Origin of the sequence: Methylocella silvestris (genome assembly GCF_002891535.1) — a bacterium.
Lineage (GTDB): Bacteria > Pseudomonadota > Alphaproteobacteria > Rhizobiales > Beijerinckiaceae > Methylocapsa > Methylocapsa silvestris_A.
The window spans coordinates 37,089-62,996 of the sequence record NZ_PDZR01000011.1 but is presented as its reverse complement, the minus strand read 5'-3'; the positions used below and the strand labels follow the sequence as shown (position 1 = coordinate 62,996).

General features: G+C 61.8%; 27 protein-coding genes and 1 riboswitch. Of the genes, 12 read left to right on the top strand and 15 right to left on the bottom strand.

Going from position 1 to position 25,908, the window contains the following annotated elements; genetic code table 11:
* Window positions 1-47: 47 nt before the first annotated feature.
* Window positions 48-974, top strand: a complete 927-nt coding sequence (locus tag CR492_RS11170; protein ID WP_102843828.1) for a LysR family transcriptional regulator — start codon at window positions 48-50, stop codon at window positions 972-974.
* A 79-nt stretch (window positions 975-1,053) separates the two neighbouring features.
* Here the strand turns inward: CR492_RS11170 and CR492_RS11165 are convergent, their stop codons facing one another.
* Together CR492_RS11165 and argH are read right to left on the bottom strand one after the other, a co-directional pair.
* Entirely contained in the window at window positions 1,054-1,716 is a 663-nt protein-coding gene (locus CR492_RS11165; protein ID WP_102843827.1) for an alpha/beta hydrolase, read from the bottom strand.
* Between the two features lie 10 nt (window positions 1,717-1,726).
* Entirely contained in the window at window positions 1,727-3,127 is a 1,401-nt protein-coding gene (gene argH / locus CR492_RS11160) for an argininosuccinate lyase (RefSeq protein ID WP_102843826.1), read from the bottom strand.
* A gap of 59 nt (window positions 3,128-3,186) precedes the next feature.
* Here argH and tlpA point away from each other — a divergent pair, with 59 nt between their 5' ends.
* Window positions 3,187-3,864, top strand: coding sequence for a thiol:disulfide interchange protein TlpA (gene tlpA, locus CR492_RS11155; protein ID WP_102843825.1), 678 nt, complete (start codon window positions 3,187-3,189; stop codon window positions 3,862-3,864).
* Window positions 3,865-3,986: 122 nt separating this feature from the next.
* On the opposite strand, the gene grxD is transcribed toward tlpA, so the two are convergent.
* The 6 genes from grxD to purC all read right to left on the bottom strand — a co-directional run bounded on the left by grxD (window position 3,987) and on the right by purC (window position 9,028).
* Window positions 3,987-4,325, bottom strand: a complete 339-nt coding sequence (gene grxD, locus CR492_RS11150; protein ID WP_012590225.1) for a Grx4 family monothiol glutaredoxin — start codon at window positions 4,323-4,325, stop codon at window positions 3,987-3,989.
* A 48-nt stretch (window positions 4,326-4,373) separates the two neighbouring features.
* Window positions 4,374-4,607, bottom strand: coding sequence for a BolA/IbaG family iron-sulfur metabolism protein (locus CR492_RS11145; protein WP_102843877.1), 234 nt, complete (start codon window positions 4,605-4,607; stop codon window positions 4,374-4,376).
* Window positions 4,608-4,675: 68 nt separating this feature from the next.
* Window positions 4,676-6,883, bottom strand: a complete 2,208-nt coding sequence (gene purL / locus CR492_RS11140; protein WP_102843824.1) for a phosphoribosylformylglycinamidine synthase subunit PurL — start codon at window positions 6,881-6,883, stop codon at window positions 4,676-4,678.
* A 186-nt stretch (window positions 6,884-7,069) separates the two neighbouring features.
* Complete coding sequence (purQ, locus tag CR492_RS11135; RefSeq protein WP_102843823.1) at window positions 7,070-7,765, bottom strand: phosphoribosylformylglycinamidine synthase subunit PurQ; 696 nt, start codon at window positions 7,763-7,765, stop codon at window positions 7,070-7,072.
* A gap of 61 nt (window positions 7,766-7,826) precedes the next feature.
* Window positions 7,827-8,066, bottom strand: a complete 240-nt coding sequence (gene purS, locus CR492_RS11130) for a phosphoribosylformylglycinamidine synthase subunit PurS (RefSeq protein WP_102843822.1) — start codon at window positions 8,064-8,066, stop codon at window positions 7,827-7,829.
* 167 nt (window positions 8,067-8,233) lie between these two features.
* Window positions 8,234-9,028 (bottom strand): phosphoribosylaminoimidazolesuccinocarboxamide synthase, encoded by a 795-nt coding sequence (gene purC / locus CR492_RS11125; protein ID WP_012590218.1) that lies wholly within the window; start codon window positions 9,026-9,028, stop codon window positions 8,234-8,236.
* A 428-nt stretch (window positions 9,029-9,456) separates the two neighbouring features.
* On the opposite strand from purC, the gene CR492_RS11120 reads away from it, so the two are divergent.
* The 7 genes from CR492_RS11120 (at window position 9,457) to lepA (ending at window position 14,978) form a co-directional block, all read left to right on the top strand.
* On the top strand, window positions 9,457-9,774 hold the full coding sequence (locus CR492_RS11120; RefSeq protein WP_102843821.1) for a DUF1476 domain-containing protein: 318 nt from the start codon (window positions 9,457-9,459) through the stop codon (window positions 9,772-9,774).
* A 65-nt stretch (window positions 9,775-9,839) separates the two neighbouring features.
* A complete protein-coding gene (locus CR492_RS11115; protein WP_432431206.1) occupies window positions 9,840-10,799 on the top strand; it encodes a tyrosine recombinase XerC in 960 nt (319 codons plus the stop codon).
* Window positions 10,800-10,890: 91 nt separating this feature from the next.
* Entirely contained in the window at window positions 10,891-11,331 is a 441-nt protein-coding gene (locus CR492_RS11110) for a hypothetical protein (RefSeq protein ID WP_102843819.1), read from the top strand.
* Window positions 11,332-11,474: 143 nt separating this feature from the next.
* Entirely contained in the window at window positions 11,475-11,720 is a 246-nt protein-coding gene (locus tag CR492_RS11105) for a hypothetical protein (RefSeq protein WP_102843818.1), read from the top strand.
* Window positions 11,721-11,857: 137 nt separating this feature from the next.
* Window positions 11,858-12,523: a tetratricopeptide repeat protein gene (locus CR492_RS11100; protein WP_180982515.1), complete on the top strand. Its 666-nt coding sequence runs from the start codon at window positions 11,858-11,860 to the stop codon at window positions 12,521-12,523.
* A complete protein-coding gene (locus CR492_RS11095) occupies window positions 12,463-13,086 on the top strand; it encodes a tetratricopeptide repeat protein (protein ID WP_102843816.1) in 624 nt (207 codons plus the stop codon). Before CR492_RS11100 ends, CR492_RS11095 begins: the two co-directional genes overlap by 61 nt.
* A gap of 86 nt (window positions 13,087-13,172) precedes the next feature.
* The gene (gene lepA / locus CR492_RS11090) at window positions 13,173-14,978 is read left to right on the top strand and encodes a translation elongation factor 4 (RefSeq protein ID WP_102843815.1); all 1,806 of its coding nucleotides are present in this window, start codon (window positions 13,173-13,175) and stop codon (window positions 14,976-14,978) included.
* Between the two features lie 48 nt (window positions 14,979-15,026).
* Here the strand turns inward: lepA and CR492_RS11085 are convergent, their stop codons facing one another.
* Together CR492_RS11085 and CR492_RS21505 are read right to left on the bottom strand one after the other, a co-directional pair.
* Window positions 15,027-17,252 (bottom strand): TonB-dependent receptor, encoded by a 2,226-nt coding sequence (locus tag CR492_RS11085; protein WP_102843814.1) that lies wholly within the window; start codon window positions 17,250-17,252, stop codon window positions 15,027-15,029.
* A gap of 135 nt (window positions 17,253-17,387) precedes the next feature.
* Complete coding sequence (locus CR492_RS21505; RefSeq protein ID WP_432431205.1) at window positions 17,388-17,762, bottom strand: DUF2946 family protein; 375 nt, start codon at window positions 17,760-17,762, stop codon at window positions 17,388-17,390.
* A gap of 258 nt (window positions 17,763-18,020) precedes the next feature.
* Between CR492_RS21505 and CR492_RS11075 the strand changes: the two genes are divergently transcribed.
* Window positions 18,021-18,497, top strand: a complete 477-nt coding sequence (locus CR492_RS11075) for a hypothetical protein (RefSeq protein ID WP_102843812.1) — start codon at window positions 18,021-18,023, stop codon at window positions 18,495-18,497.
* A gap of 13 nt (window positions 18,498-18,510) precedes the next feature.
* Window positions 18,511-19,323, top strand: a complete 813-nt coding sequence (ppk2, locus tag CR492_RS11070; RefSeq protein WP_102843811.1) for a polyphosphate kinase 2 — start codon at window positions 18,511-18,513, stop codon at window positions 19,321-19,323.
* 48 nt (window positions 19,324-19,371) lie between these two features.
* Here ppk2 and CR492_RS20790 read toward each other — a convergent pair whose 3' ends face one another.
* From CR492_RS20790 to CR492_RS11050, 4 genes are all read right to left on the bottom strand, one after another.
* Window positions 19,372-20,565 (bottom strand): hypothetical protein, encoded by a 1,194-nt coding sequence (locus CR492_RS20790; protein ID WP_245412049.1) that lies wholly within the window; start codon window positions 20,563-20,565, stop codon window positions 19,372-19,374.
* Between the two features lie 245 nt (window positions 20,566-20,810).
* Complete coding sequence (locus CR492_RS11055; RefSeq protein WP_102843876.1) at window positions 20,811-21,488, bottom strand: energy-coupling factor ABC transporter permease; 678 nt, start codon at window positions 21,486-21,488, stop codon at window positions 20,811-20,813.
* Window positions 21,489-21,524: 36 nt separating this feature from the next.
* A riboswitch (cobalamin riboswitch) is annotated at window positions 21,525-21,751 on the bottom strand.
* Window positions 21,752-21,921: 170 nt separating this feature from the next.
* A complete protein-coding gene (locus CR492_RS21380) occupies window positions 21,922-22,056 on the bottom strand; it encodes a hypothetical protein (protein WP_280951540.1) in 135 nt (44 codons plus the stop codon).
* A 68-nt stretch (window positions 22,057-22,124) separates the two neighbouring features.
* Complete coding sequence (locus CR492_RS11050) at window positions 22,125-23,141, bottom strand: NAD-dependent epimerase/dehydratase family protein (RefSeq protein ID WP_102843808.1); 1,017 nt, start codon at window positions 23,139-23,141, stop codon at window positions 22,125-22,127.
* Window positions 23,142-23,473: 332 nt separating this feature from the next.
* Between CR492_RS11050 and hemA the strand changes: the two genes are divergently transcribed.
* On the top strand, window positions 23,474-24,793 hold the full coding sequence (gene hemA, locus CR492_RS11045) for a 5-aminolevulinate synthase (protein WP_102843807.1): 1,320 nt from the start codon (window positions 23,474-23,476) through the stop codon (window positions 24,791-24,793).
* A 241-nt stretch (window positions 24,794-25,034) separates the two neighbouring features.
* Here the strand turns inward: hemA and CR492_RS20505 are convergent, their stop codons facing one another.
* Window positions 25,035-25,895 (bottom strand): hypothetical protein, encoded by an 861-nt coding sequence (locus CR492_RS20505; RefSeq protein WP_146030242.1) that lies wholly within the window; start codon window positions 25,893-25,895, stop codon window positions 25,035-25,037.
* Window positions 25,896-25,908 lie beyond the last annotated feature (13 nt).

Sequence of the window (25,908 nt, the reverse complement as noted above, 5' to 3'; positions counted from 1 at the left end):
AAGTGATTTAGGTTGAGCCCGTCTGCGGCAAGTTCTACGGAGTGCGCATGCGCCGGATGACCCTAAAGCACCTCGAAACCGTCGTTGCGGTGGCCGAGAGCGGCACCATCGTCGCCGCGGCGGAGCTGCTCAATGTGACCGCCGCCGCCCTGACCTCGCGCATAAAATTGCTCGAGGACGATGTCGGCGTCGCGCTATTTGACCGCACAGGCGGAAGGCTGCGCCTCACCAGCGCGGGGCAGGAGGTGGTCACGATCGCCATGCGCGTCGATCTCTTGCTCGCCGAGCTCAAGGCGACGCTGACCGCGCACAAGGACAAGAACGCCGGCCGCGTCACGATCGGCGTCGCCTCCACCGCCAAATATTTCGCGCCGCGCCTGATCGCCTCCTTCGCGCGCGGGCATCCGCGCGTCGAGATCGCGGTCACGGTCGGCAATCGCGCCACCATCGTCGCCGCGCTGCGCGAGCAGACCGTCGATGTCGCCCTGATGGGATTTCCGCCTGCGGACGTTCCGGTAGTCGCCGAGATTTTCGGCCCCCATCCGCAGGTCATCATCGCTCCGCCCGATCATAGCATGGCCAAGCGCGTCGGCATCGACAAGACCGAACTCTGCCATGAGGCCTTCATCGTTCGCGAGGCGGGTTCGGGCACGCGCAATAATTTCGACGCTTTCTTTGCCGGATTGGTGCTGCCGCCGCCGCGCGTCCATATCGAGATCGGCTCGAACGAGACGGTCAAGCAGGCGGTGATGGCGGGCCTTGGCCTGACGCTCATCTCGGCGCACACCATCGAGGCGGAGGTCGCCGAGGGCCGTCTCGCCATCCTCGACGTGATTGGCATGCCGATCATGCGGCAATGGTATGTGGTGCGACCGCAAGGCCGCGAGCAATCGCCGGCGGGACGCTCGATGTGGCAATTCATCGTCGCAGACGGCCGCGGTTTCTTGCCGAAGATCGCCTTGCCCGTGAAATAAAACGTCCTCGGCGCCCGTGTCGTATAAGCGCGCGAGTTGTGGGCGCGAGGAATTTGCTCCCGAGGGTTGCTGTTCCGCGTCAGGCTGTCGTAGCCGGCGCGAGCGCGCCGCGCAGGAATCGTCCCGCTGCGTCGAGGCCGGCCTCGTCGATCGCATGGCCGAGCCGGGGCCGCGCAAGCACGGCGACCGGGACGCCCTCGCGCTCGAGCGCGGACCTTGCCTCGGCCATCGCCGCGAAAGGTACGATCTCATCCATTTCGCCGTGAACCAGCAGAACCGGCGGCTTCGCGCCGATTTCGGCGCGAAGCGTCTCGCCGCCGCGCAGCGCGCCCGAGAATGCGACGATCCCGGCGATCTGGCGCTTTCGCCGCAGACCGACGTGAAGCGCCATCATCGCGCCTTGCGAAAAACCGACCAGGGCGAGCCTGTCGTCCGTAAGGCCCCGTGCGGCCAGCAGCGCATCGAGCGTCGCGTCAAGGCTCAAGGCTGCGACGCGCGCCCCCTGCAGCAGAACAGCGGGGGTGCGGTCGGCGACGCTGAACCATTGCAGCCGGTCGGGCGCAAAGTCGCAAGGGAAAGGCGCGTTGAGGGAAACGAACGCCGTTTTGGCCAGATCAGGGCGCCAATAGGCTGCAAGATCAATGAGATCGTCGCCATTGGCGCCGACGCCATGCAGCAGCACGACGAGAGCGTTGGCTGCGCCGCCCGCAAGGGGTGGCAGGCTCGGGCCCGTCAGCAGCATCGGCGCGGCCTCAGATCTTCGAAGCGGGTTCGGCGGCCAGCGCGCTGAGCCAGCGCTCCGCCTGTTCGCTCACATTGGCGGGCGCCGTGCCGCCATAGCTCATGCGGCTGCGCACGGAGTTTTCGACTCCGAGGACGGCGAAGACGCCGGCGTCGATCCTCGGCTCGACCGCCTGCATTTCGGCAAGCGTCAGCTCCTCGAGGCCCTTGTCCTGCGCGCTTGCCGCGGCGACAAGGCGCCCTGTCACATGATGCGCCTCGCGGAAGGGCAGGCCGAGCGCCTTCACCAGCCAGTCGGCGAGGTCGGTCGCCGTGGCGTAGCCGGCGCCCGCCGCGGCCTTCATGCGCTCTGTGTCGGGCTCGATATCCTTGACCATGCCGGTCATGGCGGCGAGGCAAAGTGAGAGCGAGTGCAGCGCGTCAAAGGCGCCTTCCTTATCTTCCTGCATGTCCTTCGAATAGGTCAGCGGCAGGCCCTTCATCACAATAAGGAGGCCCGTCAGCGCGCCGATCACCCGGCCGGCCTTGCCGCGCACCAGCTCGGCCGCGTCGGGGTTGCGTTTTTGCGGCATGATCGAGGAGCCCGTCGAGAATTTGTCCGACAGCCGGGCGAAGCCGAACTGCGGCGTCGACCACAAAACGATCTCTTCGGCGAAGCGCGACAGATGCACGGCCGCAATCGACGCTGCGCTTAGGGTTTCCAGCACGAAATCGCGGTCCGACACGCTGTCCAGCGAATTGGCGGTCGGCCGGTCGAAACCAAGCGCGCGGGCGGTGGCGTGGCGGTCGATCGGAAAGGAAGTGCCGGCCAGCGCCGCCGCGCCAAGCGGGCTTTCGTTGAGCCGCGCGCGGGCGTCGCGAAGGCGCGAGCGGTCGCGCGCGAACATCTCGACATAAGCGAGCAGATGATGGCCGAAGGTGACCGGCTGGGCCGATTGCATATGAGTGAAGCCCGGCATCACGGCGCCAGCATAGATCTTTGCCTTTTCGGCGAGGGCGAGCTGCAGGCCGCGCAGCTGGCTGTCCAGCGCATCGATCGTGTCGCGCACCCAGAGGCGGAAATCCAGCGCCACCTGATCATTGCGCGAGCGCGCCGTGTGCAGCCGTCCGGCGGCGGGGCCGATCAAAGCGGCGAGGCGCGATTCGACATTCATATGGATGTCTTCGAGCGCGCGCGAAAAAGTGAAGGCGCCGCTCTCGATTTCCGCTTTGATGGCTTCGAGGCCCTTTGTTATGTCGGCGGCGTCGTCCGCGCTGACGATGCCGGCGTCGGCGAGCATGGCCACATGGGCTTTCGATCCGGCGATATCCTGCATCGCCAGCCGGTAGTCGAAGCCGATCGAGGCGTTGATCTCCTCCATGATCGCGTCCGGGCCGCTGGCGAACCGGCCGCCCCACATCTTGTTGCTCATTTCGTTACGCTCGCTAGAAGGGGTTGCCCGCGCTCACGCGGACAATCGGAGAACATTGCATGGCGCGAGAAGACTTTTCGCTGGTCGGCGATCCGCGGCTCGGACGCGCCGGCGCGCGCCGCCGGCTGATCATCGCCTTCCTTCTGGTCGGCGCCGCGGTGTTGGCTTTTGTTTACGCGATGAACGCGCGGGGCGGCAAGGAGGCCGCAGCGGACGCCGCCTGTCCGGGATCGCGCGAGATCGCCAGGACGCTCGCGCCGCTCGCCCATGGCGAGGTTGCGGCTCTCGCCGTCTCGACGCAGCCGCGGCCGCTGCCCGAACTCGTTTTCAATGGACCGGACGGCGCGCCGACGACGCTTGCTTCATTCAGAGGCCAGACGGTGCTTTTGAATTTCTGGGCGACCTGGTGCGTGCCCTGCCGCAAGGAGATGCCGGCGCTTGACCGCCTGCAGGCAAAGGCCGGCTCTGACGGATTCAAGGTGGTCGCGGTCAATATAGACACCGCCAAGCTCGATCGGCCGAAAGCATTTTTGAAAGAGGCGGAGATAAAAAATCTCGATTTCTTCGCCGACGAAACCGCTGGCGTATTTCAAACCCTGAAGGGCGTCGGCAAGGCGCTGGGTCTGCCAACGACGATTCTCGTCGACCGTAATGGCTGCGATCTCGGCGTCATGGCGGGGCCGGCGGAGTGGGATTCGGCCGACGCTCTCGCGCTGATCGCCGCTGCGCGAAAATAGAAAAACCCGCTCAGGCGGAGCGGGTTCTGGTTCTCCATCGGCCGGGCGGGGCCGATTTCAGACATGGCGATGGCGCTTTGCGGACAAAGCCGCCCGCGAAGGCGCGCGCGGGCTGCTAAGGATCAGGCCTTGGCGGGCTGCTTGACCGGGATGCCCTTGCCGGCGAGGTGGCTCGCCAGTTCGCCGCTCTGGAACATTTCGCGGACGATGTCGCAGCCGCCGATGAATTCACCCTTGACGTAAAGCTGGGGAATTGTCGGCCAGCTCGAGAACTCCTTGATTCCCTGACGGATTTCATCCGTCTCGAGGCAGTTCACAGGCGTATAGGGCACATCGAGATAGGACAGGATCTGCACGACCTGGCCCGAAAAGCCGCATTGCGGGAAATTCGGCGTCCCCTTCATGAACAACACGACATCGTTGGAGTCGACCGTCGACTGAATCACGTCCTTGATGGCCATAGCCAAATCCTTTCAATTCTTTGCCGGCGAGAGAAAGCGCGTCCCACCCTATTTGGGAGCTTGCGTGTTGAGCTGCAATGCATGGAGCGGGCCGCCCATGAAAGCCCCGAGGGCCTTATAGACGATCTGATGCTGCTGGAGCTTCGTCTTGCCGACGAACTCCGTCGAAGTGATGGTCGCCGACCAATGATCCTTGTCGCCGACAAGGTCGGTGAGCTCGATCTTTGCGTCGGGGATCCCTTTTTTTATCAGCGTCTCGATATCGGCGGGTTCCATGGGCATGGTTGAAATTCCTTGATGTTGCGCGCTTTGCAGCCGCCTGAGCAATTGTCGCGCCGCAGATCGAACTCCTAGAGCGCGGCCGCAATATAATCGGGAAGCCAGCCCTCGAAGCGCGCCGAAAGATCGCCGACCAATATGGCGGCCTCGCCCTTGAGGGTCAACGCCGCGCCGCCTGTCTCGCCGATGCGGCGGCAGGGAACGCCAGCGCGCTGGGCCGCGGCGAGAACGCCGAGCGCATGCTCGGGCGAGGTCGCGACAATATAGCGCGACTGGTCCTCGCCGAACCAGAAACCATGCGCCGGAACATTGGCCGGCGCCTCGACGCTGGCGCCGACGCCTCCGGCCATCGCCATTTCCGCGAGGGCGACGGCAAGTCCGCCGTCCGATATGTCGTGGACCGCGCTGACGAGGCCCGCGAGAATCAGCTCGCGGACGAAATCGCCATTGCGCTTTTCAGCGGCAAGATCGACCGGCGGCGGCGCGCCCGCCTCGCGGCCGCAGACGTCGCGCAGATAGAGCGACTGGCCGAGCCAGCCCTCCGTGTCGCCGATCAGGAGAATGGCGTCGCCCGCGCGCCGGAAGGCGAGTTTCGCCGCAAGGCTGACGTCCGCGATAACACCGACGCCGCCGATCGAGGGCGTCGGCGGAATGCCCTTGCCGCTGCTCTCATTATAAAGCGAGACATTGCCGGAGACGATCGGGAAGTCGAGCGCCCGGCACGCTTGCCCGATGCCGGTCAGACAGCCGACGAATTGGCCCATGATCTCGGGCTTTTCCGGATTGCCGAAATTGAGATTGTCGGTGACGGCGCGGGGCAGGGCGCCGACGGCGGTGAGATTGCGCCAGGCCTCCGCGACGGCCTGCCGGCCGCCCGCGACGGGATCGGCCTCGCAATAGCGCGGGGTGACGTCGGTCGTCAGCGCGAGGCCCTTCGGGCCGTCGCCAAGGCGGATCACAGCCGCGTCGCCTCCCGGCGTCTCGACGCTATTGCCGAGAATGAGATGGTCATATTGCTCGTAGATCCAGCGCTTGGAGCAAAGATCCGGCGTCGCCAGCAGCAGCTTCAGCGCCTCTGCGTTCGAGAGCGGCGGCTCGATTGCGGCGGCTTCGACCTTCTCCAGCGCCGGGCTCGCCACATGCGGGCGATCATAAAGGGGCGCGGCGTCGCCAAGCTGCTTGATCGGCAGGTCGGCTTTCACCTCGCCTTCATGCTTGATGACGAAGCGCAGCGTGTCCGTGGTCTTGCCGATAACAGCAAAATCCAGTCCCCATTTGACGAAGACGGCTTTGGCCTCAATCTCCTTTTGCGGATCGAGCACCATCAGCATGCGCTCCTGACTCTCGGAGAGCAGCATTTCATAGGCGCTCATGCCGGTCTCGCGACAGGGCACGGCGTCGAGATCAAGTTCGATGCCGAGATCGCCCTTGGCCCCCATCTCAACCGCGGAGGAGGTGAGCCCCGCCGCGCCCATGTCCTGGATGGCGATGACGGCGCCGGTGCGCATCAGCTCGAGGCAAGCCTCTAACAGCAGCTTCTCGGTGAAAGGATCGCCGACCTGCACCGTCGGGCGCTTGGCTTCGGCGTCTTCCTCGAAAGAGGCGGAGGCCATGGTCGCGCCATGGATGCCGTCGCGGCCCGTTTTCGAGCCGAGATAGACGATCGGATTGCCGATTCCGGTCGCCTTGGCGTAGAAAATCTCGTCCGCGCGGGCGATGCCGACGGCCATGGCGTTGACGAGAATATTGCCGTCATAGCCCGTGTGGAACGCTGTCGCGCCGCCGACCGTCGGCACGCCGAAACTATTTCCGTAGGAGCCGATGCCGGCGACGACGCCGGAAACGAGATGGCGCGTCTTGGGGTGTTCCGGCGCGCCAAAGCGCAGCAGGTTGAGACAGGCGACCGGCCGCGCCCCCATGGTGAAGACGTCGCGCAAAATGCCGCCGACCCCCGTCGCCGCGCCCTGAAAGGGCTCGATGTAGGACGGGTGGTTGTGGCTCTCCATCTTGAAGACGCAGGCCTCGCCGTCGCCGATGTCGATCACGCCGGCGTTCTCGCCCGGACCCTGAATCACCCAGGGCGCCTTGGTTGGCAGGGCGCGCAGATGCAGTCGCGAGGATTTGTAGGAGCAGTGCTCGTTCCACATCGCCGAGAAAATGCCGAGTTCCGTAAAACTCGGAACGCGGCCGATCAGGTCAAGGATGCGCTGATATTCGTCTGGCTTGAGGCCGTGCGACGCGACGAGTTCGGGCGTGACGGGGGGGTCCTGTCGAGGCAATAGGTTGTCTCTTCCGCTGAAACGAAAAGCTGCGTTTGTTTGCAGGAAGGCGTCTATCCTTGGCAAGCTTCTTTCGCGCGACGATCTGCCGGAAGACAGACCGGGGTGGCGCGCCAACCGCGCCAAACCGGCCCGTTCCGCCGCGCTCCAAAGAGCGCGTTACAAAAATCGCCCCGTCGAATGGTTTCAGACGGCGACAGTGAAGGAGCCGGCAATACTCGTAAACAGCCCGCGCCCGTCCGTGCCGCCGACCAGCGGGTCGATCAGATTTTCCGGGTGCGGCATCATGCCGAGCACATTGAAGCGTTCTGAATAGATCCCGGCGATGGCGTTGATAGAGCCGTTCGGATTGGCGGCGGACGTCACTTCGCCAGCCGCATCGCAATAGCGGAAGGCGACGCGGCCTTCTCCTTCGAGGCGGGCGATTGTTTGCGAATCGGCGGCGTAATTGCCTTCGCCATGGGCGATGGCGATGCGGATAATTTGACCCTTTTCATAAGCCGAAGCGAAGGCGGCGTCCGTGCGCTCGACGCGCAGATGCTGCATGCGGCAGATGAAATGGAGCCCGGCGTTGCGCATGAGGACGCCGGGCAGAAGGCCGAATTCGACAAGAATCTGGAACCCGTTGCAAATGCCAAGCACGAGGCCGCCGCGCTCGGCGTGCGCGCGCACCGCCGCCATGATCGGCGAATGCGCCGCGATGGCGCCGCAGCGCAGATAGTCGCCATAGGAAAATCCGCCGGGCAGCACGACGAGATCGGTCCCGCGCGGCAGGTCGGCCTCACCGTGCCAGACGATCTCTGCCGGACCATGCGGCTTGAGGGCGCGAATCGCGTCGCCCTCACGGTTGGAGCCGGGAAACAGAATGACGGCGGATTTCATGAAGCGATGAACTCCGGCTGGAAAAGATTGCGCATGAAGCGAACTCGATCGGCGAGGGACCTTAAGAAATCTCGACCTCGAAATCCTCGACCACCTGATTGGCGAGAAGCTTTTGGCAGGCCTGCTGCAAAAGAGCCTTGGCGGCGGCGGGGTCCAGCGTTTCGATCTCGACGTCGAACAGCTTGCCCTGACGCACGCTTTTGACGCCGTCGATCTGGAGCGATTTTAGCGCGCCTTCGATGGCCTTGCCCTGCGGATCGAGAATGCCGCTTCTCAAAGTGACGAAGACCCGCGCTTTCATCGCTCGCCTATCCTTTGCCGGGCTGCGCAGTGCGCGCCGGTCGCTCGCAAAAACAGAAACGGAGGCCGAAGCCTCCGTGGCAGTGTGGTTTGGGCGCGGCCGCAAACCTCCCGGCGTTCGCCGGAGGAGAGAAGCGGCGGCCTATGGGCCGTCGCGCCTCTTAATTTCTAGCGCACCAACTTCGGTCCGCTGGCGCGGGGCTGCTCGTTTTCCTGCAGGATGCCGAGCCGGCGGGCAACTTCTGTATAGGCCTCGACGAGGCCGCCAAGGTCGCGGCGGAAGCGATCCTTGTCGAGCTTGTCGTTGGATTTCATGTCCCACAGCCGGCAGGAATCAGGCGAGAACTCGTCCGCCACGGCGATGCGCATCATATCGCCTTCCCACAAGCGGCCGCATTCCATCTTGAAATCGACAAGACGGATGCCGACGCCGAGGAAGAGTCCGGTGAGGAAATCATTGACCCTTATGGCGAGCGCCATGATGTCGTCGATCTCCTGCGGGCTCGCCCAGCCGAAGGCGGTGATATGTTCTTCCGACACCATCGGGTCGTGCAACTCATCGTTCTTGTAATAGAATTCGATGATGGAGCGCGGCAGCTGGGTGCCTTCCTCAATGCCGAGGCGGGTCGCGAGCGAGCCGGCCGCGACATTGCGAACGCAGATTTCCAGCGGAATGATCTCGACTTCGCGAATGAGTTGTTCGCGCATGTTGAGGCGCCGGATGAAATGCGTCGGCACGCCGATGTCGTTGAGATTCTGGAAGATGTACTCGGAAATGCGGTTATTGAGCACGCCCTTCCCGTCGATCACCTCATGTTTCTTGGCGTCGAAGGCGGTGGCGTCATCCTTGAAGTGCTGGATGAGCGTACCGGGTTCTGGCCCCTCATAGAGGACTTTGGCCTTGCCTTCATAGATGCGCCGGCGGCGATTCATTGGGATTAACCGTGGCTTGAGAGGATCCATTGGCGGCGTGGCTCCTTTGGAACATCCTTGACCCGCATCCACACGGCGGCAGCGCGTTTGGCGGCGGAAGGAGTGAAATTAGGCTCGGGCAAAGCCGCATCCGGCGGGTCTTACACGCTTTTGCGCCCTGGGGACAAGTTTTCCGTCCCGCAGATCAGACAAGCGAGAACGATCGCCGAGGGCGGCGCTTGCGCGCGGCCTGTCTCAACGCTTTGATTCGACGCTGAAGATGATTCCCCCCAAATGGATCGGCTGAGGCTATTTCTAGCAGACATCCGCTTTCGGATACAGAAAAGAAATCAATCTTGCTCATGGGTCGAATGGCGGGATGGTGGACATGCGACCATGGTTTTTTCAAGAAATCGTGTTAATTAAATGGGCGTGAAGGGCGCGATTTTAAGGTCGCCCGCATAAGGGATAGTGCGCTTATGACGACTTTCGACAAACGCGAACAGGGTTTCGAGGCGCAGCTCGCGCATGACGAAGAACTGCAATTCAGGGCGATCGCGCGCCGGAACAAGTGGTTTGCGCTCTGGGCGGCGGAGAAACTCGGCAAGACGGGCGCGGACGCCGAGGCCTATGCGAACGCTTTGGTCCATAAGGAAGTCGCCGAAGGCGCCGAACAAGCGATAGCCGGCGTTCGCGCGGATTTCGAAAAGGCCGGAGCGGCGGTTTCCGAGCATCAGATCCAGCGCAAGCTCGACGAATTGCTTGTCGCGGCCACAGCCGACATCAAGCGCTCCTAACGAAAATTTAGGCTGCAAGCGGCAAGACTGGCCCCATGGCCAATAAAAAAGCCGTCGCTCCCAGCCTGACCCACGCCGCGCGCCAGGATTTCGCGCCGGCCGACGCCGAACTGGCGTCCTGCGCGAGAGCCTGGCTCGCGCAACTTGGCGGAGAGCGCCGCGTCGCTGAACTGACGCTCGCCGCCTACGCTCGCGATCTTCGCCAATTCCTGAGCTTCGCCCGCGTCCATTTTGGAGCGCCGCCTGCACTTGCGATGGTCTCGACCCTGTCGCCGGCCGATCTGCGCGCCTTCATGGCCGCGCGCCGGGCCGCTGGCGCCGGTAGCCGCTCGCTGCTGCGCCAGCTCGCGGGCCTGCGCTCTTTTTCGCATTATCTGCAGCGCCGCGGCGTCCAGCAGAGCGCCGCGCTCGGCGCCGTTCGCGCGCCAAAGGCGCCGCGCCGACTGCCAAAACCGCTGACCGCCAGCGCCGCATGCGCGGTGACGAGCGTCGAATCGCGCGCGGGGGAGGATCGCCCGCCCTGGATTCTTGCACGCGACGCCGCCGTTCTCGGGCTTCTCTATGGCGCGGGCCTGCGTATTTCGGAGGCGCTGTCGATTTTGCGCGCCGATGCGCCGGTCGGAGAGCGGGACACGCTGCGAATTACCGGCAAGGGCGGCAAGATTCGCGAGGCGCCAGTCATCGCGCCGGTGCGCCAGGGCGTCGAAGCCTATCTGAAACTTTGCCCCTATCATCTGCCGCTGGAGCGGCATTTATTCGTCGGCGCCAAGGGCGGACCGCTGTCGCCGCGCATCATTCAGCTCGCCGTCGAGCGGATGCGCGGCGCGCTCGGCCTGCCGGATTCGGCGACGCCGCATGCGCTGCGCCATTCCTTCGCCACCCATCTTTTGAGCCGCGGCGGCGATCTGCGCTCGATTCAGGAACTGCTCGGCCACGCCTCGCTGTCGACGACGCAAATCTATACGGCGGTGGACAGCGCCAGACTGATCGAGGCCTATCGCTCCGCGCATCCGCGCGCGGGTTGAGACGTCGAGATACAGGCTTGCGGTTGGCGCCGTCTAAAGGCAGTGTCCGGCCGCGTGGGCGTCAACCTCGCCGCGCAAGGGGGGGGCGCTCATGTCCTGGAAGTTCAAATTCGCCTTCGTCGCGCTTGCCGCGCTGGCGATTTTCATCGGCCTCGCGGCGCTGGTGAATTCTTACAATTACTCGATCGGCACGCGCACCGGCGTCATCGATAAATTATCGACCAAAGGCTTTATCTGCTGGACTCGGGAGGGGCAGCTTGCGCTGGCGAATTTCGCCAAATCCGACTCCCTGACGCAGAACAAGGGCGCTATCGACAATACGTTTTACTTTTCCGTCCCCGACAAGACGATTGAGAAGGAGCTTGAGGCGATCCCCCCGGGCAGCGCCGTCAGCCTCGAATATCATCAAAAGCTGTTTCCCCTGGCCCTGCCTCTTCCGTTGATGTGTCATCGGCGGACGGAATATGAAATTGTTGGCGTGAAGCTCGCGCCAGCCTATCCGCCGAACACGCCGGCGCCGGTGAGGCCTTGAGACGATCTGTGTTTCTCGGATACCCGCGACCACTGTGCGCCCGCCCGAACGAGCCTGCGGCGGCGGGTTGCGAGCGGAACAGTTTTCAGGCTCGAGCGTTTTCCATTAACGCCCGCCGCGGCTCGCGGCGCCAAGAGAAAAACATGGCCGGCTATGTCGATCCGAACGGACTGAGTCAAAGCGCCGGCGTGTTGGCTGCCGTGCGCAGCCACGGGAAGAGTTTCGCCCTGGAAATCGTCCGATGCCACAATCGCTACCTGGCCGGCGATCACGAACGGCTCGACGGTAGCGGGCGCAGCTATTACGCCACCAGCGTTTCGACAATCGTCTTTTCGCCGCCGGCAAGCGCGCCATGGTTCGCCGTCGTCAGCCTCGCGCAAGAGCGGTAGCGCCGCTATTGCAACACGGCAATAATCGACGGTTGCGAGCGGCGAAATTTAACGAACAAATGCGCGACGGGCGAAGATTGAGTTTAGTTATTTGATCGTTTTATTTTTGAAACTCTGTGCCAATTCATTCCAGAAAAATGGGCGCCGCAATGAGTTTTTATCGGGATGTCGATCTTTCCTCAATTGTGAATCAATATCAGCAACAGTCCAATTTATCGCGAAGCGAGCTAACTCAAAAGATCTGCGACGAAGCCGCGACTTTGACCCATTCAAGTTCACACGATCCAAATCTATATTTTGCTGTCAGCGACGCGATTGCTGAGCGTAATTTCTTTAATTTCCGCCCACCGGCTTCATTTCATTTCGATGTTGCGCAGACCGATTGGACGCCAGCGAGCCGTTTCTCGGAAAACAGCGCGCTCGGCCCAGCGGTGGATCGGGAGTTTCTTGTCTGGAAGGAAGAAGTCAAGAACGATCTGGCTTGGGGCAAGACGTCGCGCGCGCTTCTGGAGCTTGGACACATCCATTATGATGAAGGCGACTTTGAGCGTGCTCACCAATATTTCGTTGAGGCGGCGAAACTCGACAATAGCCCGATGGCTTACCTTGAGCTTGGTTTCCTCTACAGCCCGGGCGGGTTCAAATATGGCGAAGAAAACCAAGGCGAAAATCTGAAATACGCCTTTCAGTGTTTCGATTTCGCCGCCGCAACGGCGCGGTCGAAGCGTATTTCCCTCTGGCTATGGCCTATTGGAAGAGCGAAGGCGTTGAAAAGGATGAAGTCAAAGCCTTCGAATGGATGAACAAGGCGCATCTGGCCGGAAGTCCTCACGCAAAAACGTTCCTCGCGGAATGCCTTGTGGATGGGAGGCTGAATGTAACCAAGAATCCAGATCTGGCTCATCAGCTACTATTCAATGAGGCGATGCCGACGCTCGAGAAAGCAGGTTCGGATGCTTTCCTCGCCCGCGCCTGTTATGCGGCGGGCTATGTGCGCGAACTCGGGTTTTCCGACATCGCGGGCGCAGTCAGTCTTTATGAACGTGCTACTGGACTTGGATTTTCCGGCGCCAATATTCATTTTCGGCTTTTCGTTATTTATAAAGATGTCCTTAAACCTTCAAACGCCTCCCGCGCCCTTCATTTCTTGCGCCTTTCCGGCGATCAGAACGATCCGCACGCTCTCTATAACCTCGCCAAATTCCATCTTGATGGAACAATCCAAAAGGGAAACGAGCAGGCGGCGCTCGATTTTCTGGTCAGGCATAGCAAAATCCAATATGCGGAAGACTGCGCCAAGCGGCCAGGTCTTGAGCGAGGCCTTGCGAATTATCTGCTGGGGACCTTGCAGCATCAGATAAGGTGAAACGCCGGGCGCCCGCATAATCTGCGCCCGATGGGCGCGCCCCCGGCCGCCTTCCCTTTGCCGCCCCCTCCTGCTATCTCGCAAGGATGACTGCGCACCCCATCAAGAACATCCGCAATTTCTCGATCGTCGCCCATATCGACCATGGCAAGTCGACGCTGGCCGACCGGCTGATCCAGCAGACCGGAGCGGTGGCCGCGCGCGACATGGTCGAGCAGGTGCTGGATTCCATGGATATCGAGCGCGAGCGCGGCATCACCATCAAGGCGCAAACGGTCCGGCTCGAATACACGGCCGCCGATGGCGAGGCGTATATTCTGAACCTCATGGACACGCCCGGCCACGTCGATTTCGCCTATGAGGTGTCGCGTTCGCTCGCCGCCTGCGAGGGCTCGCTGCTGGTTGTCGACGCCAGCCAGGGCGTCGAGGCGCAGACGCTCGCCAATGTCTATCACGCGCTCGACGCCGGCCATGAGATCGTGCCCGTCCTGAACAAGATCGATCTGCCGGCCGCCGAACCCGAGCGGATCAAGCAGCAGATCGAGGATGTAATCGGGCTCGACGCCTCGCACGCCGTGATGATTTCCGCCAAGACCGGCATCGGCATCGATCTCGTGCTAGAGGCCATCGTCACGCGCCTGCCGCCGCCGCAGGGCGACGAATCGGCCCCCTTAAAGGCGCTTCTCGTCGACAGCTGGTACGACGCCTATCTTGGCGTCGTCGTGCTGGTGCGCGTCATCGACGGCGTCCTGCGCAAGGGGCAGAAAATCAAGATGATGGCCGCGGACGCCCATTATGAGGTCGACCGGATCGGCGTGTTCCGCCCGAAAATGCAGGACGCCGGAGAGCTTAGCCCCGGCGAGATCGGTTTCATCACGGCGCAGATCAAGCAGGTCGCCGATACGCGCGTCGGCGACACCATCACCGACGAGCGGCGTCCCTGCGCCGAGGCGCTGCCGGGCTTCAAACCGGCCCAGCCCGTCGTGTTCTGCGGATTGTTCCCGGTCGACGCCGCCGATTTCGAGGATCTGCGCGCGGCGATGGGCCGGCTTCGCCTCAATGACGCGAGCTTTTCCTATGAGATGGAGAGTTCGGCGGCGCTGGGCTTTGGCTTTCGCTGCGGCTTTTTGGGCCTCTTGCACCTCGAGATCATTCAGGAGCGGCTGGAGCGCGAATTCAACCTTGATCTGATCGCCACCGCGCCGTCGGTGATCTACAAAATCGTCCAGCGCGACGGCGTTACGATCGAATTGCACAATCCGGCCGATATGCCGGACCCAACGAAGATCGAAGAGATCGACGAGCCCTGGATCCGCGCCACAATCCTGACGCCCGACGACTACCTCGGCGCGGTGCTAAAGCTTTGTCAGGAGCGGCGCGGCGTGCAGGTCGATCTCAACTATGTCGGCAAGCGCGCGATGGCGGTCTATGATCTGCCGCTGAACGAAGTCGTGTTCGATTTTTACGACCGGCTGAAGTCGATTTCGAAGGGTTACGCCAGCTTCGATTACGCCATCACCGATTACCGGCCGGGCGATCTCGTCAAAATGTCGATCCTCGTCAACGCCGAACCGGTCGACGCGCTGTCGATGCTGGTGCATCGCGACCGCGCCGACACACGCGGCCGGGTGATGGTCGAGAAGCTGAAGGAGCTGATCCCGCCGCACATGTTCCAGATCCCGGTCCAGGCGGCGATCGGCGGCAAGATCATCGCACGCGAGACGGTGCGGGCCCTGCGCAAGGATGTGACGGCGAAGTGCTATGGCGGCGACGCCACCCGCAAGCGCAAGCTCCTCGACAAGCAGAAGGCCGGCAAGAAGAAGATGCGCCAGTTCGGCAAGGTGGAGATCCCGCAGGAAGCCTTCATCGCCGCCCTGAAAATGGATGGATGAGAATCGGTAGCGGCTGACCATCCGCAGGTCAGCCGCTACGCCCTGGCGCTAAAACTTCACGGACAGCCGCGTATTGAACGAGCGGCCGGGCCCCGCCACCGGATAGCCGTAGACTGCGGACGTGCCCATCATGCTGACCGCCTGGTAATTGACCAGATTGGCTCCGCCGAGGGGGAGGTCGTAGTTCTGGTTGAACAGATTGTCGATGCCGAAATCCAGCCTTACCGCCTCCCATTGATAGCCGAGGCGAAGATTAACGAGGGCGTAGGACGATGTGACGAGTTCGTTTCGAACCTGGCTCACAAGCGTCTTCGAGCCAACGAATTGGACTTCGAGGCTCGAGTTCCAGCCGCCAAAAGTCTGATCCAGCGCCAGCGTCGCGTTGACGGGCATCATGTGGTAAAGATTGATCCCGTCGGTCCGCTGACCACGCACAAAATTCAGGTTTCCGCGAAAGCCTCCCTGGCCGAATGTGTCGGTATCCCAGAGCGCCAGCTTGCCATCGAGATTGACGCCATAGAGCCAGGCGTCATGGTTGGCGAACTGCAGATAGACGAAATTGTCCGTCGTGGTCAGGTTTGAGGCCAGATTTGCGAGGCAACCGGAAAGCGCGCAGCGGTCGGCGTCGATATAATCCTCGACATAACTGTAGTAGGGCGAGACCCTGATCTCCCATGCTTTCCTGGCCGCGTCATGCCAGGCCGCGGTGAAGCTGACCGTATTGGCTTTCTCCGGAACGAGATTGATATTTCCGACATAGCCGTTGCCGTCGCCAAACCAGCCGATCATCTGCATGGCCATGGCGTTCGTCGACCAGGCGTAACGCTCGTAGAGATTGGGCGAGCGCGTCTTGCGCGCAAATCCAAGCTCATAAAGGCTCGACGGATCGGCTTCGTATCGGACCAGGGCCGATCCGTCGAAGTTGACATCGGTCCGCGCGCGATCTTGGGCGTTGAAGGCGGCGGCTTCGGCGCCGTACATCATCGCATTATAGCCCTGCACGTCTCCCGTATTCATCATGACGACGTCGTTGCGCACGCCGAAGATGGTTGTCCACGCCGGGTCCCAACGGCGTTCCCACTCGGCGAAGGTCCCAACACGGCCGCGCTGGCCATTGTTGATGTTGACGAAGGTGTCAGGCCCCATCATCGCCGAGCCCGAGACAGGCGGCCACCAATCATCGAGATGGTTATAATATAATTCGTTGCCGATCCTGACGAGATCCTGCGCCGATATCCGGATCGTTCCCTTCACCGTATATCCGGCGTCCATGCTCTGGGTGTCCATCGGCATGTCGCCGCTCTTGTCAGGCTCGATAAAGCCCATCGTGTGGCGGATGCGGTTCCCGAAAGCGGTCGCTTCAAACTTGCCCCAATCAAACAGGCCTTCATAGCGTGCGTTGATGTAGAGGCTGTGATTGTCGACCATGTCCATATATTGATTGGGATAGCCCTGATAGGGAATGGCCTGGCCGCCAACCTCGATCGAAAAGAGGCCGTCCTGGACCTTTTTCGAAACGCTGAGCGCGTAGTTCTGGGTCTGGAACAAGGTGGATTTGATTTTCGTCCCGTCGCCGGCCGTGTAATCGCCTGATCGCGCCCAGCCGCCGGTAAAGGCGACGCTTGTATCCAGATTGGACACGGTCGTGTTCGCGTTCACTCCATAAGAGGAGCCGTTGCTGCGGAAAAATCCGGAAACGCCTCCAGTCGTTATAAATCCTCCATTGGAAGCGAAGATCGGCGGCGCGACGGCCACTTCGACCCTGGCGCCCGTGTAATCGCCGCCAGCGCTCACCGGGGACGACGCCGTATAAACGCGCATGTTGGAGATCATCGCCGGATTGACGAAGGAGAGCGGCGGATTCATCTGGTTCGGACAGGCTGGAGCAAACAGCATGCTGTTGATCGTCACCTGGACGCGATCCGCGCCCATGCCGTTGACGGTCGGCAGGCTTGACACGCCGCCGGCGCCCCAGGTCGCCCCGCCGGGGATATCCGTGATGAGGGAGGCCGAATCGCTGCTCCAGAGCTCCGCTGCGGCGGCGCCCCCACCTGAAATGGCGGCGCTGTTTGCCGGGGCGAAGGCGCCGAAGGAGGCGCCGCCGCCATCCGGGAGGCTGGGCTGGACGACCACGGTCGGCAGGTCTGGGGCGGTTTGGGCGGCAGCCGCGGTGACAAAGAATGGAGTGAAACACAGGACGGCGAGCGAGGGACGTACGAGCGCGCTTGTGGCGCACAAGGCTGCGCGAACGCTCCCGAAGGGCAGGGATTGCATGGTGGATTTCCGTAATGAGGCCGCAAGCCGGCGCGCACCGACGCTCGCGCGTCTTGCGGGCGCTTGTCCGACGGGCTGGGCGATAGGGGAATTAAGTGAGAGTCCCGCGCGCGGAATCAGCGCCGGGGGGCGTTCTTACGTCAGCGTCGGAGGCGCGCGCGGCTGGCAGGCGGAACGTGGCTCAAAGATACGGAGCGAAGCCCGTAAGACAGCCCGGAAATGACATTCTACAGCGATGCGGTCGATGATGAGCGCCGGCGTCGGGGGAGGGAGCGACGCGGAATCCAAACGCAATACGCACAATGGACAATGGGATTTTATGTGATCGCTCTCATTGCCGCTCGTCGATGAATTGCCGCTAAGGCAGAGACGTCCGAGGCCGCTTGGCTCGGTGGCCGGAATGCCGGCGGCGAGGGCGCTCGTCAGGACAAGCTGCAAGACAAGCGCATAGGCGGCGACGCAAGCGGCGATCAACCCGAAATGTCGAAACTGCCCCGATCGCCCCGTCATCGCAATCCTTCCCGCAGAGGTCCAGCAATGACATAAATGTGTCCTCATCGGAATGGCCGCGGTTCGGCCGCTTCGCTGAATGATATGATGTGTGTGGTTTTTGCCGGCGCCAGAGGTCGAGGCGGGCGCCGCGGTTGTCCGCCTTCCCCGCCTTTGAGGAGGGTCTTACAATACGGCGGGCTCGATTGATGCGGATCAATCAAAAGTCTATCATCGTCGTTAAGGCTGAATCCCCCTCTGCAACGTGGGAGCGCGACCATGAACCAACCCGCAGTCAATCATTCGACGCATCCGCTCGGAGACGAGGCTTTCATGTCCGTCGCCGACCTTAAGGCCTATGTCGCCGAAACGGAATCAGCCAAGGCGTCGCAATCCTATGCGGCGATGCAGCGCGCAGGTCAGGCCAAAAAGGATTTGATCGACAAGCTGATGCAGCCGATCGATTTCACGCAGGAGCGAGCCGCGGCCTTCATGAATCGCGTGCGCCTTGCGGCGTCGCGCGGCGAGAATGAGCTGCTGATCGTGCGTTTTCCGTCGGAGATGTGCGCGGACCGCGGGCGGGCGATCAATAACACCGAGCCGGATTGGCCGCAAACCCTCGTCGGCGCGCCGCGTCAGGTCTATGAGATCTGGAAGGAAAAATTCGAGCCCCTCGGTTACCACCTCAAAGCGATGATCGTCGAATGGCCGAATGGATTTCCCGGCGACGTCGGAATGTTCCTCGCCTGGAAATGAAGCGGAGGCGAAGATGGCAAAGAGCAACGCGCCCAAGGACGAGGAAGACTCAACTAAATTGACGCGCAAGGCCTATGAAGAAGAGCTGAGAAAGCTCGCCGTCGAGACGGTGAAGCTTCAGGAGTGGGTGAAGCGCGAAGGCAAAAAAATCTGCATTGTCTTTGAAGGACGCGACGGAGCCGGCAAGGGTGGCGTGATCAAGGCGTTGACCGAGCGCGTCAGTCCGCGAACCTTCAAAATCGTCGCGCTCGCCGCTCCGACCGACCGCGAAAAATCGCAGATGTATATCCAGCGCTATATCCGGCACTTTCCCGCGGCCGGGGAGGTCGTGATCTTCGACCGCAGCTGGTACAATCGCGCCGGCGTCGAGCGTGTGATGGGGTTTTGCTCGCAGGAGCAGGCCGACCAGTTTCTGGCGATGGCCCCCGGCGTTGAAAGATCGATCATTGAATCCGGCATTCTCCTCCTGAAATATTGGCTGGAGGTGAGCCCGGAAGAACAGACGCGGCGGCTTGAAGCGCGCATCACGGACGGCCGGAAAATCTGGAAACTGTCGGATATGGATTTGAAATCCTACAGCCGCTGGTATGATTATTCGCGCGCCCGCGACGCCATGTTCATGGCCTCGGACACGCCCTGGGCGCCCTGGTATGTTGTGCATTCGGATGACAAGAAGCGGGCCCGGCTCAACATCATAAAGCATCTCCTCGCGCAAATTCCCTACAAGGACATCGAGCGAACGAAGATCGAACTGCCGAAGCGGCAGAAGGCGGACGGCTACAAGGAGCCGAATTATCCGTTCAAATGGATCGAGGAGGCGTTTTAGCGTTGAGCAAGCGCCGCGCCCGGACCATGCTCCGGGCGCGGCTCGTCGTCAGATCGGATAGCGCAGAATGGCGGCGAGATCGCCGCCAGCTGGAATGTCAGCGCGCCGGCCGGCCAGAACCTTCGCGCCGGACTGAATTGCGCGGCGGGCGATCTCGTCAACGACGCCGTAATTGACCCCGTCCGCCGCCTGCGCGAAGGCGACCGCGCCCGTCTCCTCATCCACCGTGCCTGGCAGGACGACATCCATGTCGACGATCAGCATGTCGATGGCTCCGAAGGTCGCGGCGCGGGCAGCCTCGGCGACGTCGCCGGTCGCGCGGCCCTGTGCGCCGCGCGCCGCATAGAGATCGGCGAGCGCGGCGATTTCACCGGCGTAGATCTTGTCGAGGATGGCGCGCGCAGCGCCCGCGAGTTCATGCTCGGACGTATGGCCGGCGCTGCCAGCGATGATCTCTCCGGCGAGATGGGGATAGCTGCAGACGCCGCGGAAGATCGAGGCGAGCGGCTCGGCGGCGGCAAGGATCAGCGGACGCTCATGGCCGGCGAGCACCGGCCGCAACGCTTCGTCGACGGCGCGCGAATAGCGGGTCAAAAGCGCGTGTTCGCTCGTTCCCCCGCCGCTCTGCATGTCGCCCGCGTGCTCGGCGTGGCTGCGCCGTCCGATCGCGGCGCTGGCGTCGCGCGGCATGCCCGGAACCTTCGCCTCATGCGGCGGCAGGTCGGCCGAGACCTCGACCAGACGCGCGGCGCCGATGCCGATCGCCAACACATAGGCGTCATGCGGGAAGGTCAGCGCGCGGATCAGCGGCATCAGCAAAAAGCGGTCGGAGACTTCCGCGACGGTGCTCAACCTGTTTGCCAGGCGGAAGGTGCTGATGCGCTGCGGCGTCGCGAAGATTGCAAGGCTGTTTGCCTGATAGGCCCAGAAATCATCATCGTCGATCAACGCGCCGACCCGCTCCTCGATCGGCCAGATCGCCCGCTTGTCGATTCCGGCTTCGGTCATTTCAGCGACAGCGGATTTCAGAAGGTTCTTGAGCTCGATCCGCTCGGCTTTGGAGTCCTGGGTCAGCGGCGTCGTGCGCAAGTAGAGCGAGATTGCGGGCGAGCCGCGATGGCTCGCGAGCTGCGCGATCTCGGCGCGGGTCGGAAGGTCGATGTGCAGCAAGGACTGGCTCCATGAAATGGCGCGCCGCCGCGCAGCGCCGACGGGAACGGGACGCTGGACGCGCCGGTCCATGAAAAACCGCGTCGGTTTCAGGAGGGGCACCGCAACAGACGACCCAAGACGGCAAAGTTAGCGAGCGCTTTTTCGGCCGGCCTGTCATTGATCGCGATCAGAGCCGGCCGAGGCGCAAGGGTTCGTCAGGCCACGTCCATCCGTTCGGCAAAGGCGCACAGCCGCCCGAGCCGAACCTTAATCGACGTCCGATCGGATCTTCGGTCCGATCGGGGGCGCGCTTTTGCCGGCGCGCAAATGTGCGGTCAGGCCGGCTCGTAGAGCCGCCGCTCCAGCAGGGCGCTGCCCTTCCAGCGATGGAACGCTTTGGCTGCGGCGAGAACGGCGAGATCGACCAGAGGCTCGACGATGATAACAAGCATGTAAGCGCCGCCGAACGAGGTGATCGCGGCGATGTTCCCCGCGGCGAAGCCCTGTCCGTAGAGCGCCCAGAACGCCACCCAGCTGACGATTCCCGCCTGATAGGTCGTCGATAGCGCCAGCGCCTGGCGGTAGTTCAGATCGACATAGGGCGTGTTTGGAGCGATCACGCGTTGTGCGAGAGCCGTGAGCGCGAAGAGCGGGACCAGCAGCGTCGTCACGTTCATGCCATATTGGGGCAGGTCGAAGGGCGCAAAGAAAAGGCCCTGGATCAAAAGGCCTAGGGCGAGGCCGATGGCGGCAGGAGCCGCTCCGAAAATCAGGAACAGGGTCGAGCCCAAGATGAGATGCACTTCGGACACGCCCACAGGATAGTGCGGCAGAACCTCGAAGAAAGAAAAGACCAGCGCGGTCGTCGCCGCGCTACGCGACAGCAGGGACGCCGGGCCGCGTTCGCGCAGCGTCTCATAAGCAAGTTTCAGCGTATAGCCGCCGGCGCCGGCGGCGGTGACATAGCTCAGCCAGATTTTCCCGCTGTCCACAAGGCCAGGTTCAATATGCATCGAAAGCTCCTTTGCCGTCTCACCCGACGGCTTGAGTTTGAACATGCGCACAGGGTCGGTCTCCTGACTCGCGGGTCATCGCAACCTTCCGCCTTCCCAGACGACGCCTTGCAAGGGCAGGGTCCAGTGACGTTGTGAAAGGAAGCTCGCCGCTCACAGTCGCGGGGGCGGTCGGGGCTTCGGGCCAAAGGCCCTTCCCCATTCCCATATCCATCCGGGCGCGTCGCCGCGCCCTGGTGAAAACCATGTGCCGCTCAAGCCAGCGGCATTTGCCGTCGGGCGTCAAGCTAATCTTCGCGTCGGCGGCTTGTCGGCTGGTCCGATGATCGGCCTTTGGAGCAAATTCTTGTCGATCAGATTGAATAAAACTGCCCGGCCATCGCATTGGCCTCATCGGCGCTCAGACCGAACTGACGCAGCGAATCAGCGTTCTTCAGCGCGTCGCCGCCGCAAAGCGCAACGGTCCATGCCCCGCCTTTTTTGCGAAGCTCGCCATCAGCACATGCCGGACGGCGGCGACGTCAGGCGCGTCATCGGCCGCCGCCGGAACGATGAATGCAGCAAACAAGGCCGCCGCTGCGAGTCGAAGCGCTCCATGGATGCTCTCTCGACTTATCGACGCGAGCTGCTCCGCCTTTAGCTTACGCCCGCCTGATAGGAGCGCCGCCATGCCACAAAAGCCTTGACCCCTTCGGCCAAGGGGGTCGCCGGCCGGTAGCCCGTCAGTTCGAACAGCAGCCGCGTGCTGGCGAAAGTCAGCGGCACGTCGCCCTTCTGCATCTCAAGGTAATTGCGTTCGGCCTTGAGGCCGGTCGCCATTTCGATCGCCTCGATGAAATCCATCAGCCCGACCGGCCGCTCCGTCCCGATATTGACGATGCGCCAGGGCGCGACGGGCGACAGGCTGTCGTAATCGGGCGTCGGCGAGGTCCGGCTGTCGGGCGCGGGCGGAGCCTTGTCGATGAGAAGCGCCATCGCCTCGACGAGATCGCCGACGAAGGTGAAATCCCGTTTCATCTTGCCGTGATTGAAAACGTCGATCGGGCGGCCCTCGAACATCGCGTCGACGAATTTGAACAGCGCCATGTCCGGCCGGCCCCAAGGCCCGTAAACCGTGAAGAAACGCAGCATGGTGACCGGAATTTTGAACAGATGCGCATAGGAATGGGCCATCTCCTCATTGGCCTTCTTCGTCGCGGCGTAAAAGGTCAGCGGATGGTCGGCGCGGTCGGTCTCATGGAAGGGAATTTTCGCATTGGCGCCATAGACCGAAGAGGTAGAGGCCATCAGCGCATGCTTGGGCGGCGCGTCCCGCATCAATTCCAGAAGATTGAACGCGCCGGTGAGATTGGCGTCGACATAGGCGCGCGGGTTTTCAAGGCTGTAGCGCACGCCTGCTTGAGCCGCGAAATGATAGACGGCGTCGAATCCCGCGCCGTAGACAGTTTTCAGCGCGCTCGCGTCCTCAAGCAGGATCGCGTGGCTCGAAAATCGCGGATTTTGCGACAAGATCGCATTGCGGCGGCGCTTCAGCTCCGGGTCGTAGTAGGGCGTAAAACCGTCGATCCCGACGACCTCATGGCCATCGGCGAGAAGACGCGCGGCCATGTGAAAACCGATAAAGCCGGCGCTGCCGGTAACGAGAATGCGCATGTCAACAGTCTGTGAAAAAAGGGAAATTGACCCGGGGGTTGAAGCTGACTAAAGCATTGCGTCAAGAGCCTTCCGATCAATTCGCACGTTTCCAGCCGAATTGCCAAGGGGCAAGCTTTGCCGTTTTCCGAACGGAAAAGCTCAAAGTCGCTGTCATTTTCGGCAATTCCGCCGGGAATTGATCGAATCGGCTGAGACGATCTGGCGCTTGCGATAAGCTCTTTGTAAAGAGTACAAGGCGTCAACCGGCGCCTGTCGTCACAGCCAAGCCTTGAGCGGAGGTTTGTCCGCCCATCCAGGCCCAAGGCCCGGATCAGAAGGGAACGGAGCCTATGGATTATCGGCGCTTCTTCGACGACGCCATCTCGAAGTTGAAGGGCGAACAGCGCTATCGCGTTTTTGCCGATCTCGCTCGCGACGCGGAAGCCTTTCCGCGGGCGGTGTGGCGGCGCGGCGAAGGCGGTCCCGAAGTCGACGTCACCGTCTGGTGCTCCAACGACTATCTGTGCATGGGCCGTCATCCCAAGGTGATCGCGGCCATGCAGGAGGCGGCGCAGGCGCATGGCGTCGGCGCCGGCGGAACCCGCAATATTTCCGGCAATAATCATCCGATCGTCGAACTTGAGGCCGAACTCGCCGATCTGCACGGCAAGGAAGCCGGCCTCGTCTTCACTTCGGGCTGGATCTCCAATCTCGCCGCGATCTCGACCATTGGCGACATTCTGCCCGACTGCCTCATCCTGTCCGACCAGCTCAATCATAATTCGATGATCGAGGGCGTCCGCCGCTCCAAAGCCGAGCGCAGGATTTTCCGCCACAATGATCTCGCCCATCTCGAACAGCTGCTCGCCGAGGCCGGCGAGCGCCGCGCCAAGCTGATCGTGTTCGAGAGTCTCTATTCGATGAACGGCGATATCGCGCCGATCAACGCCATCGCCGATCTGGCGCAGCGCTACAACGCCATGACCTATATGGACGAGGTCCATGCCGTCGGCCTTTATGGCGCACGCGGCGGCGGCATCGCCGAGCGCGACGGCGTCATGGCCCGCATCGACGTCATTGAGGGAACCCTCGCCAAGGGGTTCGGCACGCTCGGCGGCTATATCACCGGCGGGGCCTCGATCATCGACGCGGTGCGCTCCTATGCGCCGTCCTTCATCTTCACGACCTCGCTGCCGCCGGCGATCGCTACCGCCGCGAAAACGGCCGTAAGCCTGTTGAAACAGGGCGAGGGCGCCGAACTGCGCGCGCGCCACCAGCGCCAGTCGATGCTGACCAAGCATGCGCTGTCGGCCGCCGGCCTGCCGGTGATGCCGAATTCCTCGCATATCGTGCCGGTGCTGGTCGGCGACGCCGAGCTGTGCAAGGCGGCGACCGACATGCTGCTCGACCGGCATGCGATCTATATCCAGCCGATCAATTATCCCACCGTCGCCAAGGGCACGGAGCGGCTGCGCATCACGCCGAGCCCGCTGCATTCCGACGCCCATATCGCGCATCTGGTGGAATCGCTGGTCGACGTCTGGGCGAGCCTGAAGCTGCCCTTCGTGGAGCAGCCGAATATCGTCGAATTCCGCCGCGAAATGCCGGCCCACGCCGCCGCCGAAGCGCAGTGCACGTTTCCAGAGTTCTTCAAGAAGGCGGCGGAGTAGGGGCTTATTACGGGAGCAACGTCCGACAGGGGCCCTTTCTCGTGTTCGACCGTACACTTGCGCCCCTAATTAGGGGCGTAGAGTGACTTGTGCCTTTTACTAGCTGAAAAGTCACAAAATTCTGTGAAAGAGACCAAAGCGGGATTGTGGAGTTGCAGGCCTTGCCGTGCGCGAATTGGGCGCTATGGGCCTGCGAGGCAACCGGCTTTCAATCCGCGTTACGAGTACTTCTTCTTACTGATTAGCCAGCGGTGATATCCCGTAAGATTCTAGGATCAATTGCAATCGACGAATTATCTAAGGCGCTGAATCTTTTTGTTAGATTGCTGCCCAATCGAAGCGTGTAGAGTTGCCAAGAATTTTCGACAGCGGAGCTCAGTAGGTAAATTTCATCCGGTTTGTCGATTGCGTCTTCCTCCACTCGTCTCACTGCATCAGCAACACGCTGATAATTGGTCAGCTGACTATCGCTTTCTTCAAAGATAAGAACACCTCGAACACCGCATTTTTGCCAGTACGAGAGTTTTTTTGTTTTTGCAGCATATGCTCTTCGTATGCGATCAGTTCTTTGGTTTTCTAGGTTTCGGTCGACAAAATGCACTGTACTAATTTCGCCAAGCGGGCCTCCCTTCTGAACTCTATGTAATGCTACGTCGAACGGCACTCCTGGGATCGACGTATATTTGGTATCGATTACGTAGTCATCAAGTCGAGCGATCGGTAGGGTGCTCGCAATGCTTTTAACCCAAGCTATGAGATGTTGTTGTACTCGCTCTAATTCTATTTGTTTTAGTTTCAGCGTCGCGCAGTTTGGAACGTGCAAAACAAAGTGCTCAGTCGCAGGTAACTGTCCCTTAAGGCAATGGCGGATTGGCTGAAAGTGCGCTTGTTCTTTAACTTTCAGCTTAATTGATTTCTCAAATGGCTCGATGCCAGTGTGCTCTAAGGCAAAATGTTGATCTCCTATCAAACAAGTGCATTCAACAGGAGCGAAGTGGTTTTCCTTTTCGGGATAACTCAGAGAGTGACGTGAACAGCCTTCACGGGCTTCGATTCGACGGATCACGGCGTCGCATGCTTTACCTTCATTGAAATGCGTCACCTGACGGTCCTGT